At 62.1% G+C, this 16157-nt stretch carries 12 protein-coding genes and 1 pseudogene; 2 read left to right on the top strand and 11 right to left on the bottom strand.

Going from position 1 to position 16157, the window contains the following annotated elements; all coding sequences use genetic code 11:
• Positions 1-995 (bottom strand): A/G-specific adenine glycosylase (gene mutY / locus GPA21_RS14195; RefSeq protein ID WP_168988790.1); only part of this gene is annotated, 995 nt, incomplete at its 3' end.
• A gap of 120 nt (positions 996-1115) precedes the next feature.
• Here mutY and GPA21_RS14190 point away from each other — a divergent pair.
• Positions 1116-1616 (top strand): flavin reductase family protein, encoded by a 501-nt coding sequence (locus tag GPA21_RS14190; RefSeq protein WP_168988789.1) that lies wholly within the window; start codon positions 1116-1118, stop codon positions 1614-1616.
• Positions 1617-1806: 190 nt separating this feature from the next.
• Here GPA21_RS14190 and GPA21_RS14185 read toward each other — a convergent pair whose 3' ends face one another.
• The 10 genes from GPA21_RS14185 to GPA21_RS14140 form a co-directional block, all read right to left on the bottom strand.
• Entirely contained in the window at positions 1807-2715 is a 909-nt protein-coding gene (locus GPA21_RS14185) for a LysR family transcriptional regulator (RefSeq protein WP_003141085.1), read from the bottom strand.
• Between the two features lie 232 nt (positions 2716-2947).
• A complete protein-coding gene (locus tag GPA21_RS14180) occupies positions 2948-4102 on the bottom strand; it encodes a S1C family serine protease (RefSeq protein WP_086224274.1) in 1155 nt (384 codons plus the stop codon).
• A gap of 23 nt (positions 4103-4125) precedes the next feature.
• Complete coding sequence (locus tag GPA21_RS14175) at positions 4126-5091, bottom strand: zinc metalloprotease HtpX (RefSeq protein WP_168988788.1); 966 nt, start codon at positions 5089-5091, stop codon at positions 4126-4128.
• A gap of 7 nt (positions 5092-5098) precedes the next feature.
• A complete protein-coding gene (locus GPA21_RS14170) occupies positions 5099-5569 on the bottom strand; it encodes a phosphate-starvation-inducible PsiE family protein (protein ID WP_009238720.1) in 471 nt (156 codons plus the stop codon).
• A 185-nt stretch (positions 5570-5754) separates the two neighbouring features.
• Complete coding sequence (locus tag GPA21_RS14165) at positions 5755-8358, bottom strand: EAL domain-containing protein (RefSeq protein WP_168988787.1); 2604 nt, start codon at positions 8356-8358, stop codon at positions 5755-5757.
• Positions 8351-10237 carry an ATP-dependent zinc metalloprotease FtsH gene (gene ftsH / locus GPA21_RS14160; RefSeq protein WP_168988786.1) on the bottom strand — a complete coding sequence of 629 codons (1887 nt, stop codon included), beginning with the start codon at positions 10235-10237 and terminating at the stop codon, positions 8351-8353. The genes GPA21_RS14165 and ftsH overlap by 8 nt, the downstream gene beginning before the upstream one ends.
• A 27-nt stretch (positions 10238-10264) precedes the next feature.
• Positions 10265-11695, bottom strand: coding sequence for a cardiolipin synthase (gene cls, locus GPA21_RS14155; protein WP_033936152.1), 1431 nt, complete (start codon positions 11693-11695; stop codon positions 10265-10267).
• A gap of 17 nt (positions 11696-11712) precedes the next feature.
• On the bottom strand, positions 11713-14562 hold the full coding sequence (clpK, locus tag GPA21_RS14150) for a heat shock survival AAA family ATPase ClpK (protein WP_168988785.1): 2850 nt from the start codon (positions 14560-14562) through the stop codon (positions 11713-11715).
• Positions 14563-14656: 94 nt separating this feature from the next.
• Positions 14657-15226 carry an Hsp20/alpha crystallin family protein gene (locus GPA21_RS14145; RefSeq protein WP_168988784.1) on the bottom strand — a complete coding sequence of 190 codons (570 nt, stop codon included), beginning with the start codon at positions 15224-15226 and terminating at the stop codon, positions 14657-14659.
• Between the two features lie 35 nt (positions 15227-15261).
• Positions 15262-15543 (bottom strand): helix-turn-helix domain-containing protein, encoded by a 282-nt coding sequence (locus GPA21_RS14140; RefSeq protein WP_108080519.1) that lies wholly within the window; start codon positions 15541-15543, stop codon positions 15262-15264.
• Positions 15544-15887: 344 nt separating this feature from the next.
• On the opposite strand from GPA21_RS14140, the pseudogene GPA21_RS21370 reads away from it, so the two are divergent.
• Positions 15888-16028, top strand: a pseudogene (locus tag GPA21_RS21370) (IS110 family transposase); the annotation flags it as partial.
• Positions 16029-16157: the final 129 nt, after the last annotated feature.

The raw sequence follows: 16157 nt of genomic DNA, 5'->3' as shown, positions 1-16157 counted from the left end.
ACCCATGTGAGCGGAGCTTCAGCGACGTGCTCGGTCGCCTGTGTCTTGAACAGCACCGGCTGGATGCCAAGGCGGAAATGCGTGAAGACATGCTCCAGCGGTTCGAGCGCCTCATGATCAAGCACACGCACCCCGTAGCGGCGGGCAAGCCAGCCGGCATCGTCGTCCGGATTCCCTTCGGGCAATTCCGGCAGACTCAGCAAACCACCCCAGATGCCGCTAGGCGGCCTGCGTTCCAGCAGGAATCCATGCTCGCCCAGTATCACTGCCAACCGTGCTTCTCGCCGAGGGATCGATTTGCGCGGCCGGGCCGTGGGCAGTACATCGGTGCGGGCGGTGGCACGGGCTACGCAGTCCGCGCCTACCGGGCAGCGTTCGCAGGCCGGGCGGGTGCGGGTGCAGAGTGTTGCGCCAAGGTCCATTTGCGCCTGGATGTAGGCACCGATGGTGCCGGCATCTTCGGGCAGCAGGCTCTCGGCCAGCGCCCACAGGCGGTTCTCCACCACTTTCTCGCCGGGATAGCCCTCGATGCCCTGGTGTCGGCACAGCACTCGCTTGACGTTGCCGTCGAGGATCGCGCCGCGTTGGCCGAAGGCGAAGGCGGCGATCGCCGCCGCGGTCGAGCGGCCGATGCCCGGCAGGCTGGCGATGGTTTCGGCACCCTGAGGAAAAACCCCGCCGTGTTCGCTCATTACCGTCTGCGCGGCCCTGTGCAAATTCCGCGCCCGCGCGTAGTAGCCCAGGCCGCTCCACAGACCGAGCACCTCGTCCAGCGACGCGGCCGCGAGCGTGGGCAGATCGGCGAAACGCTCCAGAAAGCGCTGGTAATAACGGATCACGGTGTCGACCTGGGTCTGCTGCAACATGATCTCGGACAGCCAGATTCGATAGGGGTCGCGGGTGTTCTGCCAGGGCAGGTCGTGACGCCCATGGCAGGCGTGCCAGTCGAGCAATCGGCGGGAAAAGCTGGTCGCGGGCAGGGGAGGCGTGTTCATCGTGTGTTTCGTTACGTCGCAACGAGTCGACGTCGTTGGCCGAGCAGGCGATAATACGCGGTTACATCACAACAAGGCGCGCGCCTGATTCCCGTCAGCTTCGCCGCGCGATCTCACCCCATGTCAGACGCCCCCATCACCCACGAAGCCTTCACGCGCGCCTTCCGCGACGCCCTCGGGATGTTCGCCACCGGCATTACCGTGGTCGCCACGCGCGCGGCCAACGGCGAACCGATCGGCCTCACGGTCAACTCCTTCAACTCGGTGTCGCTCGATCCGCCGCTGATCGTGTGGAGCCTCGCGAACACGCTACCTTGCCGCGAGGTGTTCGAAGCCTGCGAATACTATTCGGTGAACGTGCTGGCGGCTGACCAGATGCACTTGTCGCAGACTTTCGCGTCGCGCTCGGACGACAAGTTTGCCGGCCTCGAGATCGACGAGGGGCTCTACGGCGTGCCTTTGCTCAAGAATTGCTGCGCGCGCTTCGAATGCCGCAACATCGCCCGCCACCCCGGCGGCGATCATGTGTTGTTCATTTCGGAAGTGGTGCGCTTCGATCGCGAGGACCGCGAGCCGCTGATCTACTTCAGCGGCGCGTATCGGAATCTGACGCCACGCTGAGAAATGGAGCGGGTGAAGGGAACATCATCGTGTTCCCAACTCGTTGATTGATAACGAGTTTTCCGCACTCGGCGAACCGAGATGGACATAATTATGGACTGAAAACCACGCTTGGTCAACGCGCGCTCCGAGCAAGTCCAGTGCGAGCCATGGACAGCCAGCAGTAGCCAATGTACCCGAGCGCTCAACGTCACGAGGCCGGTTCATCTCCCTTTGGCAGGAACTCCTCGCGGGCGCGCTGCAGAAACCGCTTCATGGGCTCAGAGGGTTCGGCGCTGCGGCGCAGCAGGTAGGTGGACAGCATGGGCGGCGTGCCGGCCAAGGGGCGAACGGTTATGTCGGGGCGGTTCAGGGTCTGCACCTGCGAGGCAATGGCGAAACCTAGGCCATAACCGGCACCGACCAGAGTCAGCATCACGCCTAGGCTCGTCACCTGATCTACCAGCTTGAGCGGCTTGGACGCACCTTGAAGCACCGCCTGGATCTGGTGGTGGCAGCCCGATCCCGCGTCCGGATGGCACAGTACCAACGGAAACTTCAAGGCTTCATCCAATGGCACTTCCGCGTGCGCCAACAAGGGGTGGCGCACGGGCACGATCACCGACAGAGGATCGGTCCACACGGGCTCGGCGACAAGGCCTTCGCTCACCGCGTCCGACAGCGCAAAGCCGATGTCCAGCAGATCGTTGTGCAGGCCCTTGAGCTGCTGCGCGAAAGGCAGCTCGAAGACGCGAATCTCCAGTTCGGGCTCTTCCTCGCGGCTGCGCGCCAGCAAGGTGGCAATGTGGGGCTGCGCCAAGCTGTCGCAGATGGCGATGCGCAGATAACCCTGATAGCCCTGCGCCGCCGCCTTTGCGGCACTCACCGCCTGCTCCACGGTGGCCAGCACACGCCGGCACTCACCGAGGAACACTTGACCGGCCCAGGTCAGTCGCGTCTGGTGCGCGCTGCGGTCGAACAACTGCACGCCGAGCGTGGCTTCGAGATTGCGCATTGCGCGCGACACAGGCGATTGTTCTACGCCAAGGCGCTCGGCCGCTCGCGCGAAATGCAGTTCTTCCGCGACCGCAACGAAATAGCGCAGTAGTCTGAGTTCCAATGCGGCCTCCTGTTTGCCTCGTTCCTGGCCTGCGTCCACCTCATGCGGATTGCGCCTCGCTTTCTCCTTCGATGATTGGCAAGAGGTTCCGGCGTTGCATGCTTGCCTATTCGGATAGGCAGATCGCATCCGAAAATTACGGAGGTTGAGGCGGAACGCTACCTGGCCGAAGACCTGAGAACCTCAATCACCGCGACGCTGCACTACCGCCTGATCCACAGGTTCAGTTCAATCAATTCCCGGGTTGCAGCTCCACACGCACCTCGCGCGATTTGCCGGCCCGTTCCACTGACAAGACCACCACATCGCCGACCTTCCTGTCGTCTAGCCGCGCGAGCAGCTTGGCCACATCGTCCGTCGCCTTGCCATCAACATCGATGATGCGGTCGCCCGGCACGATGCCTTGCGGCGTGACTTCGACACCCGCGAGGCCGGCCTTGTGCGCTGCCGAACCAGGGGTAACACGCAACACGAACACGCCCTTGCTTCCGGTCAGTGCAAGCAGGCGCTGATTGAGCTGTTCGTCCACCTCAATGCCCAGCGCCGGACGGATGTACTTACCGGTCTTGATGAGTTGCGGGACTACGCGCATGACGGTGTCCACCGGCACGGCGAAACCAATCCCGGCCGAGGCGCCGGAGGGGCTATAGATCGCCGTGTTGATGCCGATGAGCCTTCCTGCCGAATCGAGCAGCGGCCCACCGGAGTTGCCAGGGTTGATGGCGGCGTCGGTCTGGATCAGGTGATCGATGGCCGGGCCGCCCGCTTCTCCGGGTAACGAGCGGTCGAGCGCGGAGACGATGCCGGTGGTGAGCGTCCAGTCCAGGCCGAAGGGGTTGCCGATAGCGAACACCTTCTGACCCACCTTGAGGTCGGCACTGGTGCCGACCGGCACGGCCGGCGGGCGCTGGAAACCGACGCCGATTTTGAGCACCGCGATATCGTGGGCCGGACTCACGCCGACCAGCGCGGCTTGGTAATCGCGGCCGTCGGCCAGTTTGACAGTGGCCTCCGACGCCCCCTGAATCACATGAAAGTTGGTAACGACATGACCGGCGTCATCCCAGATGAAACCCGAACCCGTCCCGCGCGGCACGGAAAAGACGTTGCGCGTCCAGACATCTCGTACCAGTTGGGACGTCGTGATGTAGACCACCGATGCCCGGGATTTCTCGAACAGTTCGATGGTGGCCTGTTCGTCAGCGGCCAGATCGCCACGCGGCGTGACGGTGCGCTCAGCGGCTTGGCGCGGGCTGAACCAGGCCTCGATGGCGGGCAGGAACTGCCAGAACAGCATGAGTGCGGCAACGCACGCAGTGATGAAGAGCCACCGCCGGACGAAATGATCCGGAGCTGGGCGTTGTGGGTAAGGATCGTGGTAAGCCATGGCGGGGGTTCCTTTCGAGTGATTTAGCGCCAAAGGCCGCTCAGGCCCCGGCGTGGCGGGCGCATCGGGGCGAACGACCTTGGCGCGAGATATTCCGTTTGGAACGGCAGGGCCTGCGATGGCTGAGGCGCCAACGCCATCAGGCGCGCGATACGATCCTCTGTCGCCGGATGCGTGCGCAACCAGGACGGTTCGGGATTCCCCCAGCCGGGCAACAACCAGGCTCGCCACGAGCGGCTCACCCGCTCGATCTTCGCCAGCGCCGAGGCGAGCCCGTGCGGATCTCCCGTCAGCTCTACTGCCATCCGGTCGGCATCGAACTCTCGCACACGTGACAGACCCAACTGTGCGAGCAGTGCCAGTTGCGGCGAAGCGGCCAACAACAGTAAGCCAATCCAGTTAATTTCTGCTGCACCGACCAGCAAGGCTGGCATGCTGATCAGGAGCGCGACCTGACCCGACAACGCCAGCAGGTTCGTGAGCCGGCTGATCGAATCGGCCAAGCCCATGACACGAAGATCTTCTTGAGCGATGTGCGCGACTTCATGCGCCAGCACGGCTTGCAGTTCGCGCATACTCAGGCTGCGGAGCAGGCCATCGGTGAGGGCAATGGAGGCAAGGCGCCTGGAGCCGGTGGCAAAGGCATTGACGATGTCGCTGGGCACATAGTACGGAACCGGCGTGTTCGGCAATCCTGCGCGAGCTGCGAGCGCTCGCAGCAACGACCAGATTGCGGGGGCTTCATCAGGGCGCAAGGGACGGGCGCCATACAGACGCAAGGTCATCGCGGAGGCGGCGACAGGTTCGATCAGCAGGGTCAATGCGCATGTTGCCAGTGCCAGCCAAAGGCCAATCTCGCCGAACAGCAGACTGCCAGCGGCAGCTGCGATCCCCACCAGGGTCAAAACCAGCAGCGCGGTTTGAAAGCGATTGAGCCAGCGGTGCCTCGACCTGGCATCGTGTCGGCCGACTAGACCATAGGGGGTCATGCCTCCATTACTCGCTCTTGCGGTCATCGCGTTCACGCATGAGCCAATAGGTCAGACCCAAGGCCAGTACCGTCCCCGCCAGCGCGGCCACTTTGGCAGGATCAACGTCGGGTTCTAGGATGATGAACTTGCGGGCCAGTGCCAGGATCGCGATCAGAATGACGGTCTTGACCTGGATGATGCTTTCCTTGCGCAGAGCCACTTTGACGATCGAATGCTTGAATTCCATGGCGATCAGCAGCGTCATGGTGGCACCGAACACCAGCTGGAAAACCTTATGATCCAGTGGATTCAGCGCATCCATGACGAGCAGTGTGAACACCAGCCGAATCAACTGAATCAGCGAAATCACAATTACCAACGCGATGACGCCCGAAAGCGTGATGGCAACGAACTGCTCGAAGCGCTCGTAAACCGTCATCAACCGCCACTGGGAGCGTATCTCGTCAAGGGCCGTGTGGCCAGATTCTTTATTCATAAGCGTTGCGCTCTCTCTTTCAATGAAACGTTAATGGACCGGAGAGTCCGAGAAGACGACTCGATCACACCTGCATCACCGGGGCAATTGCGAAGCCACCCAGCGCATAATGTCCTGCGCGCCCGTGGCGCCGCCGATGGGTGGATCAGCCTCTTGCACGTCAACCCTTTGTCCCATGCATGGCATCAATCCGGTTTCTGGTCTGGCGGCAGCAATCCCAGCAGATCCGCCTGCAAATGTTGCAACTTGTCGATGCCAGCCCTCAATGCCTCGACACGGCCGGCATTTTTCATTTCACTCAGGGTGTGCGCCAACTGCTGGATGCTCTGATGCAGGACATCGACCTGATCATCAGGATCCTTGCCGAAGAACGTAGGGCGGCCACTTTGATCCCGCCAGTATTGGAGTGCTTCGGGTTGAGGCGGCACTTGGGTCTTACCTGACAGATAGTCGATCATCTGGGAAATCCAGACCCGGTGGTCGACGTATGTGAACGGCACGGGCAGCGCGGAGCGACTGTCAGGTTTGAATCCCTTCCAGGATAAGGGTACCTGCCAGGTGTGTAGCCATTGCTCGAATTCATGCGCCGGCATCGGATGCCCGATGGCATAACCCTGGCCCCACTCGCATCCCATACGCAGCAGCATTTCACCATGCCGAATGGATTCGACTCCCTCCGCGATGCAGTTCCTGCCAAACGACCTTGCCAGTGCCAGTAGCGCATCCAGGATGGCGATATCGTCCGGATCCTCGAGCATGTCGCGTATAAAACCTTGGTCGATCTTGAGCAGGTGCGCGGGCAGGCGCTTCAGATAGGTCAGCGATGAATAGCCGCTGCCGAAATCGTCGAGGGCAAAACGCAATCCCATCCTCTCGCACAGCGCCATCAACTGAGACACTTGAACGAAGTCCTCCACGGCGCTGGTTTCGAGGATTTCCAGTTCAAGGTCTTGCGGCTGGGCGCCGGGATGTCGTGACAACATACCCCGTAGATGCATGGTGAAGTCCGGTTGCAACAAGTGCCGCGCACCGATATTCACGCTGATCGGGACATGAAGGCCGGCCTTGCGCCAAACTTCGATCTGGGTCAGCGCAGCCTCGATGGTCCATTTCCCCACGTCAATCCCGAGCGGATGGTTCTCAATGATGGGTATGAAGGAGGCAGGAGATAACAAGCCACGCGTCGGATGTTGCCAGCGGATCAAGGCTTCGGCGCCCAGCACCTCACCGGTGCGCATGTTGACCTTAGGTTGGAAATAAAGCAGAAACTGCCCATTGGCAAGTGCATTCTTTATGCTGTCAAATCCTTCGTGACGGGTGCGCAGCGTACGATCCTTCTCCGTATCGAAAACGTGATATCGATTCTTGCCGGCTTGCTTGGCACGATACATAGCCTGATCTGCCTGCCGCAGCAGTTGGTCGGCGTCGATATCTTCGCCTTGCGGGTAGTAGCTCACACCGATACTCGCGCTCACCTCGCACAGTGCGTCACCAATCGGTACGGGCTGTGCAGCCACCTCGATCAGGCGATCGAGAATCGGTACGCTGACGGAAATATCCGGTAGGTCGACCAGAATAGCGACAAACTCATCACCACCAAGACGGGCCAAGGTATCGCCTTCGCGCAACACCTGCGTCATACGCCTGGACAGGACGGAAAGCAATTTGTCGCCGACTCCGTGGCCGTGCTGGTCGTTGACCTCCTTGAATCCATCCAGATCGATGAAGACAACCGCCAGGTGCATACCACGCCGACGTGTCTGACCAATGGCCTGCTTAAGGCGGTCTCCAAGCAATAGTCGATTGGGCAAGCCGGTTAGCAGGTCGTAATGAGCAACGCGTTCAAGCTGTTGCTGGTTCTCCTTCAGGGCTGTGATGTCGGAAAACATGGCTGCGCAATGCTCGATATTGCCCCGCATATCCGGGACTGCACTGATCGTCAGCAGCGCGGCAAACTGACTGCCGTTCTTGCGTCGGCACCAGAGCTCTCCGTGCCAGTAGTCGTGCTCACGCAGAGCCTGCCAAACGGTCTGATAGAACTCATCGTCATAGCGATCGGACTCGAGCAGACGAGGTGTCTGACCCATTACTTCCTCCCGCGCATAACCAGTGATCACGGAAAACGCCCGATTGACGTTGACTATGTGGCCTTGAGCGTCGGTAACGAGGATGCCCTCTCCTGCGTGCTCAAAAACTTTAGCCGCAAGGCGAAGCTCTTCCGCGGATCTTCTGCGTGAGGTGACATCATGGATATAGCCGTGCCAGAGGATGCTCCCATCAGGCATGGCTTCAGGCGACGCCTCGCCTTCGACCCAGATCACCCGACCGTCTGGAAACTGCACTCGGTACTCGTCATGCCAAAGCGCGAGTGACTGCCCCGACGCCTGTATGGTTTCATGCACACGGTCGCGGTCTTCAGGATGGAGCGCAGCGAACGCAGGAGTGGCATCTTCGACAACATCCTCCGGTGCAACCCCGTATATTTCCTGTATCCTCGCGCTGGCATAAGGGAAGTGCGAGCTGCCGTCCGGACGAAGACGGTATTGGTAAAGCATACCGGGAACGTGGCTGGCCAACTCTTCTCGCTGTCGGCGCATAGCGTTCAGCGCCTGCTCGACCCTCTTGAGATCGGTGATGTCCTCTACCGTCGCTGTGGTCAGCTCGATGGGTTCTCCGGTGAACAGCGGGTGCTGGCACCGCCCGCAATTGGGCTTCTCTGCCAACTTGTTGGCTGGCACGCCATTGATGGATTGGCAGTGTGGGCAGACGATATGAAGTCTGTCACTCATTAGGGGCTCCCTGAGACACAGAGGAAGCAATGGCTCCGGCAGTTGGACCACTGTGACATGGGGATTCGAGCTGTAGCCCTTGCGTCAGTTGCCGGATGCTGTATTCATCCAGCGTTTCCCGTGCGAGCAGTTCGCGCGCGCACCGCTCCAGCACTTCTCGGTTAATTTCGAGAATTCGGTATGCACGATCAAACACACCCATCACGATGTCACGGATGGCTTGGTCGATGCGTGTCTGAGTCGATTCGGCTACCCGGCAGCCACCCTGTACCAGTTCAGGCGCATCAAGAAAACGCGGCCTCTGTGCCTCAAAAGCAACGTACCCCAAACCCTCATCCATGCCGAAGCGCGTAATCATGTCGCGGGCGATGTCGGTGGCCCGCGCGAGATCGTCTGAAGCCCCTGTGGACAGCTCGCCAAACACGAGCTTCTCAGCCGCGCGCCCTCCCAGGAGCACGGCGATCTTGTGCTCCAGGTCGGCACGTGTCATCAGAAATCGGTCTTCGGTGGGCCGCTGCAGGGTGTAGCCGAGTGCACCGATGCCACGCGGCACGATTGAAATCTTGTGTACCGGATCGGTGCCGGGCAGCGCCAGCGCCACCAGAGCGTGTCCCATCTCGTGATAGGCGACAGTTTCCCGCTCCTTCGGATTGAGCACACGGTTCTTCCTTTCCAGGCCGGCCACGATGCGCTCGATGGCGGCGGTGAAGTCCTGCAGTTCCACAGCCTGCGCCTTGCGCCGGGTCGCGTTCAGCGCTGCTTCGTTCACGAGATTGGCCAGATCGGCGCCGGAAAAGCCGGTGGTCAGTGCCGCCACCTGTTCCAGATCGACATCGTGGGCCAGGGTGATCTTCTTGACATGGACCTTCAGGATATCCAGGCGACCTTTCTTGTCGGGGCGGTCTACCAGCATCTGACGGTCGAAGCGGCCGGCGCGCAGCAAGGCCTGATCGAGGATCTCCGGCCGGTTGGTGGCTGCGAGGATGATCAGTCCGACCGAGCTGTCGAAGCCGTCCATTTCAGTAAGTAACTGGTTCAGCGTCTGCTCACGCTCGTCGTGTCCACCGTTCGGTCCTCCGACACCGCGTGCACGGCCCAAAGCATCCAGCTCATCGATGAAGATGATCGCCGGTGCCTGCGCACGCGCCTGTTCGAACAGGTCGCGCACACGGGCCGCTCCCACGCCGACAAACATCTCGACGAACTCTGATCCGGAGATGGAGAAGAAGGGCACCGCCGCCTCGCCGGCCACGGCCTTGGCCAGCAGTGTCTTGCCCGTGCCCGGTGGGCCAACCAGCAACACGCCCTTGGGAATGCGCGCCCCGAGCCGTCCATACTCCTGCGGATTCTTGAGGAAGTCGACGATCTCAACCAACTCCGCCTTGGCTTCATCAACGCCGGCGACATCGGCAAAGGTCACGCCAGTATTCTTCTCCATGAATACCTTTGCACGGCTCTTGCCAATGCTCAGGAAGCCCCCCATGCCCTGTTTCTCAGCGAAGCGTCGGAACAGGAAGAACCAGACGCCGAAGAAGGCCACCGCCGGCAGAGTCCAGGAGAGCACATCACGCAGCCAGGTGCTTTCCACCACTCGCGCGTAGGACACATCGTATTTCGACAGCTGCTCGGCCAGGTCGGGTTCGACGCGGGTGGCCACGATGGAGGTCTTGCCACGACTGTCCGGCGATTTCAGGCGCCCGGTAACCGTGCGGTCCGACACCAGTACTTCGGCGACGCGCCCCTCGGCCAGCGCTTTCTCGAACTCACTATAGGGAACGGGTTCAACCGTCTTCGCCGCCTGCCAGTAGTTCTGCAGCGTCAGCAGCAACAGGCCGGCGACGATCCAGTAGCCAATGTTCCATTGATCTTTCTTTTCCATGGGCAATGTTCCTCGCAAGTCGTGTCGCTAGAGAATGGGGGTGAACAGACGGGCCACCCCGTCGCGCAAGCGGATGGCCAGCGGGCGGGCGCGCAACGCCTTCGCCGATATCTCGCCCGACGCATCACGAGCGGCATCAAAAAGGGATTCCAGCCGCGTAGACAGCGCGGTGTCGTACACCTCCACATTGAACTCGAAGTTGAGGCGCAGGCTGCGCGCATCCCAATTGGCAGAACCCAGGCAGCACCACTGGCCGTCTATCAGCATCAGCTTGCTGTGGTCGAACGGGCCAGGCCGTTCGAAGATGCGTACACCGTGCTCCAGCACCTGCCAGTAGTGGGCGCGCGCGGCCCATTGCACCGTGGGATGGTCGCCGTTTGCGGGCGTCAGCACCTCGACGCGCACGCCGCGCAACGCGGCCGTGCTCAGCGCCGCGATCATCGGCTGATCGGGCACGAAGTAAGGTGTCCAGATGCGCACCGAATGCTTCGCCGCGCTCAAAGCGCCCATGAAGGTCCAGCGCATCCTGTCCAGGGCCTCATCGGGACCGGCCTCGATGCCGCGCGCCCAAGAGGTTCCTTGCTCATCAGCCGTTGCGGGCGGTTCGCCCCAGAAACCCTTGCTGAGCCGCTCGCCCGTGGTATCGCACCAATCATCGGTGAAGCACCGCATCAGATGCGCAACCACCGGCCCGCGCAGACGAAAGTGCAAATCGTGACAGGCCTGCTCCGGCGCATCGGGCCGCCAATACGGGCTGAAGATGTTCATGCCGCCGGTGAAACCCGTCTCGCCATCGATCACCAGCAGCTTGCGGTGATTGCGCAGATGCGCGGCATGCAGGCGCGCGGGAATCAACGTCGGGTTGAACGTCGCCGCCGGAACGCCGGCGCGTTGCAAGGCGCGGTAAGCGCTGCGGGGCCTCCAGCGGGCATAGACGTCGTCGATCAGCACCCGCACTTGCACGCCGCGCTCATGAGCCCGGCGCAGCGCATCGACGAACTGCGCCCCGATGCCTTGGCTGTCGAAGATGTACGAAGCCAGCGCGACGCTGTGCCGCGCCGACTCGATGGCAGCGAGCATGGCCGGGTAGGCCTGCTCGCCATCGACGAGCGGCTCGATGCGGTTGCCGCTGGTCAGCGACTGGCCGGTGGCACGTCCCACCAGGTGCGCCAGGCCGGCAAACGGCGCCGATACGGCCTGGGGCATCGTAGGCACGAGGTCCTGCCGAACAGCAGGATCTGCCCCCGGAAACAGCCGCCGCGCCCGCCGCTGGTAACGGTTGATGCCGAACAGCCCATACAGCAGCGAACCGCCCAGCGGCAACAGCGCGATCAGCAGCACCCACAGCGTGGCCGATCGAGGGTCACGTTTGTAGATGACCGCGTGCCCCGCTGTGGGGATAGCGACCGCCAGCGACACGAGGGTGGCTGCCCATGTCAGCCCGTTGGGGTCGGACACGACAGCCTCCCCATGACTCAAGATTCGCCGCCCGCTGACTTCTTCTTGCGCGCAGGCTTGCTCGCGTCGCTCGGCGGCGTCTCGGCCACGTTCGCGGCATCGGGCTTCTCAGGCTCGGCCGGCTTCGCGGGTGGCTCCTGGCGCTCGAAGACCACCCGTTCGGCCTTGTCGTCCCAGCGGGCGCTGGCGTGATCGGCCTTGCCGATACCGCCACCCAGCATCTCGCGCGCCAGAGCAGTTTCCAGCTCGCTGCGGATCAGCCGCTTGAGCTCACGCGCGCCGAACTCGGGCTTGTAGCCTTCCTCCGCGAAGTGATCGATCAAGGTCTGATCGAAGGTCAGCGTCACGCCCTGGCTGGCGGCGTTGCGGGCCACACGATCGAGCTGCAGGCCGACGATATGGCGGATCTCCTCCTTGCCCAGCGCATGGAAGACGATGATCTCGTCGATGCGGTTGAGGAACTCGGGGCGGAAGTGTCCGCGCAGCACGTCCATCACCTCGCCCTTGGTCTTCTCGTATTCCTCGCCGGCGGCGCCACGGGCCTTCAGCCGACGCTGGATGATGTCCGAGCCCAAGTTCGAGGTGGCGATGATGATGGTATTGGTGAAATCCACCACCCGGCCCTTGCCGTCGGTGAGCCGCCCGTCGTCGAATACCTGCAGCAGGATGTTGTAGACGTCGGGGTGCGCTTTTTCGATCTCATCGAGCAACAACACGCTGTAGGGTTTGCGACGCACCTTCTCGGTGAGCTGGCCGCCCTCGTCATAGCCCACATAACCCGGAGGCGCGCCCACCAGGCGTGCCACGGTATGGCGTTCACCGTACTCGGACATGTCGATGCGCAGCAGCGCGCCCTCATCGCCATAGATGGACTCGGCCAGTGCCTTGGCGAGTTCGGTCTTGCCCACACCCGTCGGCCCGAGGAACAGGAAGGTGGCCACTGGCTTGCCGCCTTCGCGCAGGCCCGCGCGCGACAGCCGCACGGCATCGGCCACGGCACGTACTGCTTCGTCCTGGCCCACCAGGCGCTCGTGCAGCCGCTGCTCCAGATGCAGCAGCTTCTCGCGTTCTTCCACCGTCAGCTCGTTGACCGGAATGCCGGTCAGGCGCGAGACGATCTGCGCGACATGCTCGGCCTTGACTTCGGCGCTGCCCGAGGCGCGCTCGCGTTCCCATTCCTCGACGAGCTTCTTGAGTTCAGTCTCCTTGGCCTCGATGCGCTTGCCCAGCTCGGCGGCCTTGTCGTACTGCTTGCGCGAGGCCATATAGTCCTGCTCACGCCGCAGCTGGTGCAGTTCGGACTCCAGTTCTTGCACCGCCACTGGGCGAGCCGTGGCCGACAGCTTCACGCGTGCGGCCGCCTGGTCAAGCAGGTCGATGGCCTTGTCAGGCAAAAAGCGCGCGGTGATGTAGCGGTCCGACAACTCGGCGGCGGCGATGATCGCATCCTCGGTGATGCTGACCTTGTGGTGCGCCTCGAAGGTGTCGCGCAGGCCGCGCAGGATCATCATGGTCTGCGCTATCGTCGGCTCGGGCACCATCACCGGCTGGAAGCGACGCTCCAGCGCGGCGTCCTTCTCGATGTACTTCTGATACTCGTTGAGCGTGGTAGCGCCGATCAGGTTCAGTTCGCCGCGCGCCATCATCGGCTTGAACACGTTGGCCACGTCCAGCCCGCCTTCGCCGCCACCCTGGCCTGCACCGACGATGGTGTGCACCTCGTCGATGAAGAGAATCAGCTCGCCCTGGTGCTCGGTCACTTCCTTGAGCACCTTCTGCACGCGCTCCTCGAACTCGCCGCGGTACTTGGCGCCTGCCACCATGGCGTTGATGTTGAGTTCGACCAGACGCTTGTCGCGCAGCGTCTCGGGCACTTCGCCGGCGACCATGCGCTGCGCCAGCCCTTCGACGATGGCGGTCTTGCCGACGCCGGGCTCGCCGATCAGCACCGGGTTGTTCTTCTTGCGCCGGGCCAGCACTTCGATGGTCGTCTCGATCTCCTGCGCGCGGCCGATGACCGGATCGAGCTTGCCCTCGCGCGCCATCTTGGTGAGGTCGCGCGAATACTTGTCGAGTTCCGGCGTGTTGGTCGGCGTCTCGGCGCGGCCATCCTCGGCCCCTTTGCCGACCACCTTGCTTACCTGCTGGCGCAGCGCTTGCGGCGTGAGGCCGTAACGGCGCAGCAGGTTGGCCGCCAAACCTTCGCCTTCCTCGGCGAGCCCGATCAGGAAATGCTCCGGCCCGACATAAGAGTGGCCGAGTTCGTTGGAGGCCACGAAAGCACGGCTGAGCGCGTCCTTGACCCGGGGCGACACGCCGATCTCGCCCTCGAACGGCTTATCGCCGCGCTTGGCTTCGGATTCGATCTGCCGCTTGAGGTCATCGACCTTGATCTTGAACTGCCCCAGGATGGTCTTGACCACGTCGCTGTCGGATAGCGCCAGCAGCAGGTGTTCGGTATCGACTTCGGCGCGCCCGAACTCTGCAGCGTGTCGGGCGGCCTCCTGCAATAGGGCCTCGGACTGTTCGCTGATACGGCTGGCGAGCCCACTGCCGCGACGGCGCGCGGTGCCCGTACCGGCCGGGGCGGGTTCGCCGAACGAGGCATCGACGACCTCGTCGGTATCGGCCGCCATGGACGGTGCGTCGTCACCGATGCGGAAGAAGTCGCTGCCAAGGAAGTCTTCGAACAGCCCGCTGCGCGAGCCGAACAAGGCTTCCAGCGGTGAGACGGTGCGCTTTTGCTGGCGCACCAGTTGGCGATAGTGATCGTCACACAACAGCATGGTGCTGTGGCGACCATTGAGATTGGCTTCCACCCGCACCGTGGCGGGCTGGCCGCAGACTTGGCATTGTTTTCTGGTCATGCTGATGCTCCTTGAGAGGACTGATTTGACGAGGCACCGCCGATCACGGTGCCTCATCTCTTTGTGATTTTTGAGAAAAACGCGCTGCCCCGCGTCAGCCGTTGATCGGGATCGAACGTCCCTGCTTCGGCGCGCTGACCTCGCGCTTGTCGATCGTGACCGTGAGCACCCCGTTCTTGAACGATGCCTTGATCGAATCCTGATTGGCGTCGTCAGGCAGGTTCAAGGCGCGGTGAAAGCTGCCGTAGGTGCGCTCCACACGGTGGAAGCCACCTTCCTTCTTCTCCTGTTCCTGGCGCTTCTCGCCACGCACCACCAGCACGTCGTTGTCGAGGGTGATCTGGATGTCCTTTTCCTCGACACCGGGCACTTCCAGGGCAATCTTGTACTGCTTGTCGGTTTCCTGGATGTCCAGGGCCGGCTTCAGCATGCCCGACCAATCGGATGGCAGCCGCGGCATGGCCAGCGTCGGGAAACCGAAGCCTCGAAACGCGTCGTCGAACAGGCGATCTATCTCGCGATGCAATTGCAGGATGGGACTGACGGGCCCACCCGCCACCGGCAGGTCATTGCGCTGCACCGGCAGCGAGGCAGTGCTCTGTTGTTCTTCCTGCTCCTTTTTGAACCAGTTCCAGGGAGCCAATTTCTTGAAATCAATGTCCATGTCACACCTCCAGAAGAAAAATTGAAGACTCTCGCTCACTCCGTTTGCCTGCGGCGACGGACAGCGCGCCCAGACGACACGGAGTGTTCCGCTGACTTTGGCTGCTCATCTGTGCGTATCACCTCCTTCTTTCTGCCTGCTTGGATCTGATCATTGATCCATCGATCGATTTCACTTTGACGAAACCGCCACGTCCCGCCGACCTTGAAGGCCGGAATTTCCCCGTGCGAGGCGAGCCGGTAAAGCGTCCGCTTGCCGACCTTTAAGTAGGTAGCCAACTCGTCGAGTGTGAAGATCGCCTGCTGGCGCGCTGTCATACCACCCCCACAAGTTCCGTCGTCACGCGGCCTCGCTCGAGGAAATTCTTGCAAGACTTTGCAAGATGTTGCGCCTAACATGCCGAAAGTCAAGAGTCAACATCCAGCGATCTGCTGGCCGATTGATGTGACTCAATCGTAAGCAGCCAGGAAACAAATGTTGGCTGCCACCGCGATGGTGCTCCCCAAGTCATCAATCTGCAGCCATGTGAAAGGGGAAGTCCATGAACGAGATTGCCCGAGTCGGGGTGGATCTGGCCAAGCGGGTTATCTAGGTGCATGCGGTGGATGCGCGCGTGGTGGTTGCCAAGGCGCTGGCCGCTGACAAGTTTGCGGCCTGGTGCGCGGAGCTGCCTCCCGGCTGCCTGGTGGCCCTGGAGGCCTGCGGCGGTGCGCATCACTGGGCACGCAAGCTGCGCGGCTATGGGCTGGATGCGCGGCTGATTGCAGGCCACTTCGTCACGCCCTACCGCATGGCCGGCAAGGGTGTCAAGGGCAAGCGAATTTTCCCCAGTGTGGTAATTCAAATTTCCCCACCCGGTTGGGTTTGCTCGTCAAATGAGCGGACGAGTCCGGATTTGAGCTTCTCCTTGAGGCGATAGGAGTTGCCGCGG

This window comes from Azoarcus taiwanensis, assembly GCF_012910885.1.
Lineage (GTDB): Bacteria > Pseudomonadota > Gammaproteobacteria > Burkholderiales > Rhodocyclaceae > Azoarcus_F > Azoarcus_F taiwanensis.
Note: the sequence above shows the minus strand (reverse complement) of the source record. Positions and strands in the feature narration are given on the sequence as shown.

Bases quoted from the DNA above. Each gene is read 5' to 3' on its own strand.
- GPA21_RS14190 (WP_168988789.1), top strand. From the start codon at position 1,116: ATGTCAGACGCCCCCATCACCCACGAAGCCTTCACGCGCGCCTTCCGC.
- GPA21_RS14180 (WP_086224274.1), bottom strand. From the start codon at position 4,102: ATGGCTTACCACGATCCTTACCCACAACGCCCAGCTCCGGATCATTTC.
- GPA21_RS14175 (WP_168988788.1), bottom strand. From the start codon at position 5,091: ATGACCCCCTATGGTCTAGTCGGCCGACACGATGCCAGGTCGAGGCAC.
- GPA21_RS14170 (WP_009238720.1), bottom strand. From the start codon at position 5,569: ATGAATAAAGAATCTGGCCACACGGCCCTTGACGAGATACGCTCCCAG.
- GPA21_RS14165 (WP_168988787.1), bottom strand. From the start codon at position 8,358: ATGAGTGACAGACTTCATATCGTCTGCCCACACTGCCAATCCATCAAT.
- ftsH (WP_168988786.1), bottom strand. From the start codon at position 10,237: ATGGAAAAGAAAGATCAATGGAACATTGGCTACTGGATCGTCGCCGGC.
- clpK (WP_168988785.1), bottom strand. From the start codon at position 14,562: ATGACCAGAAAACAATGCCAAGTCTGCGGCCAGCCCGCCACGGTGCGG.
- GPA21_RS14145 (WP_168988784.1), bottom strand. From the start codon at position 15,226: ATGGACATTGATTTCAAGAAATTGGCTCCCTGGAACTGGTTCAAAAAG.
- GPA21_RS14140 (WP_108080519.1), bottom strand. From the start codon at position 15,543: ATGACAGCGCGCCAGCAGGCGATCTTCACACTCGACGAGTTGGCTACC.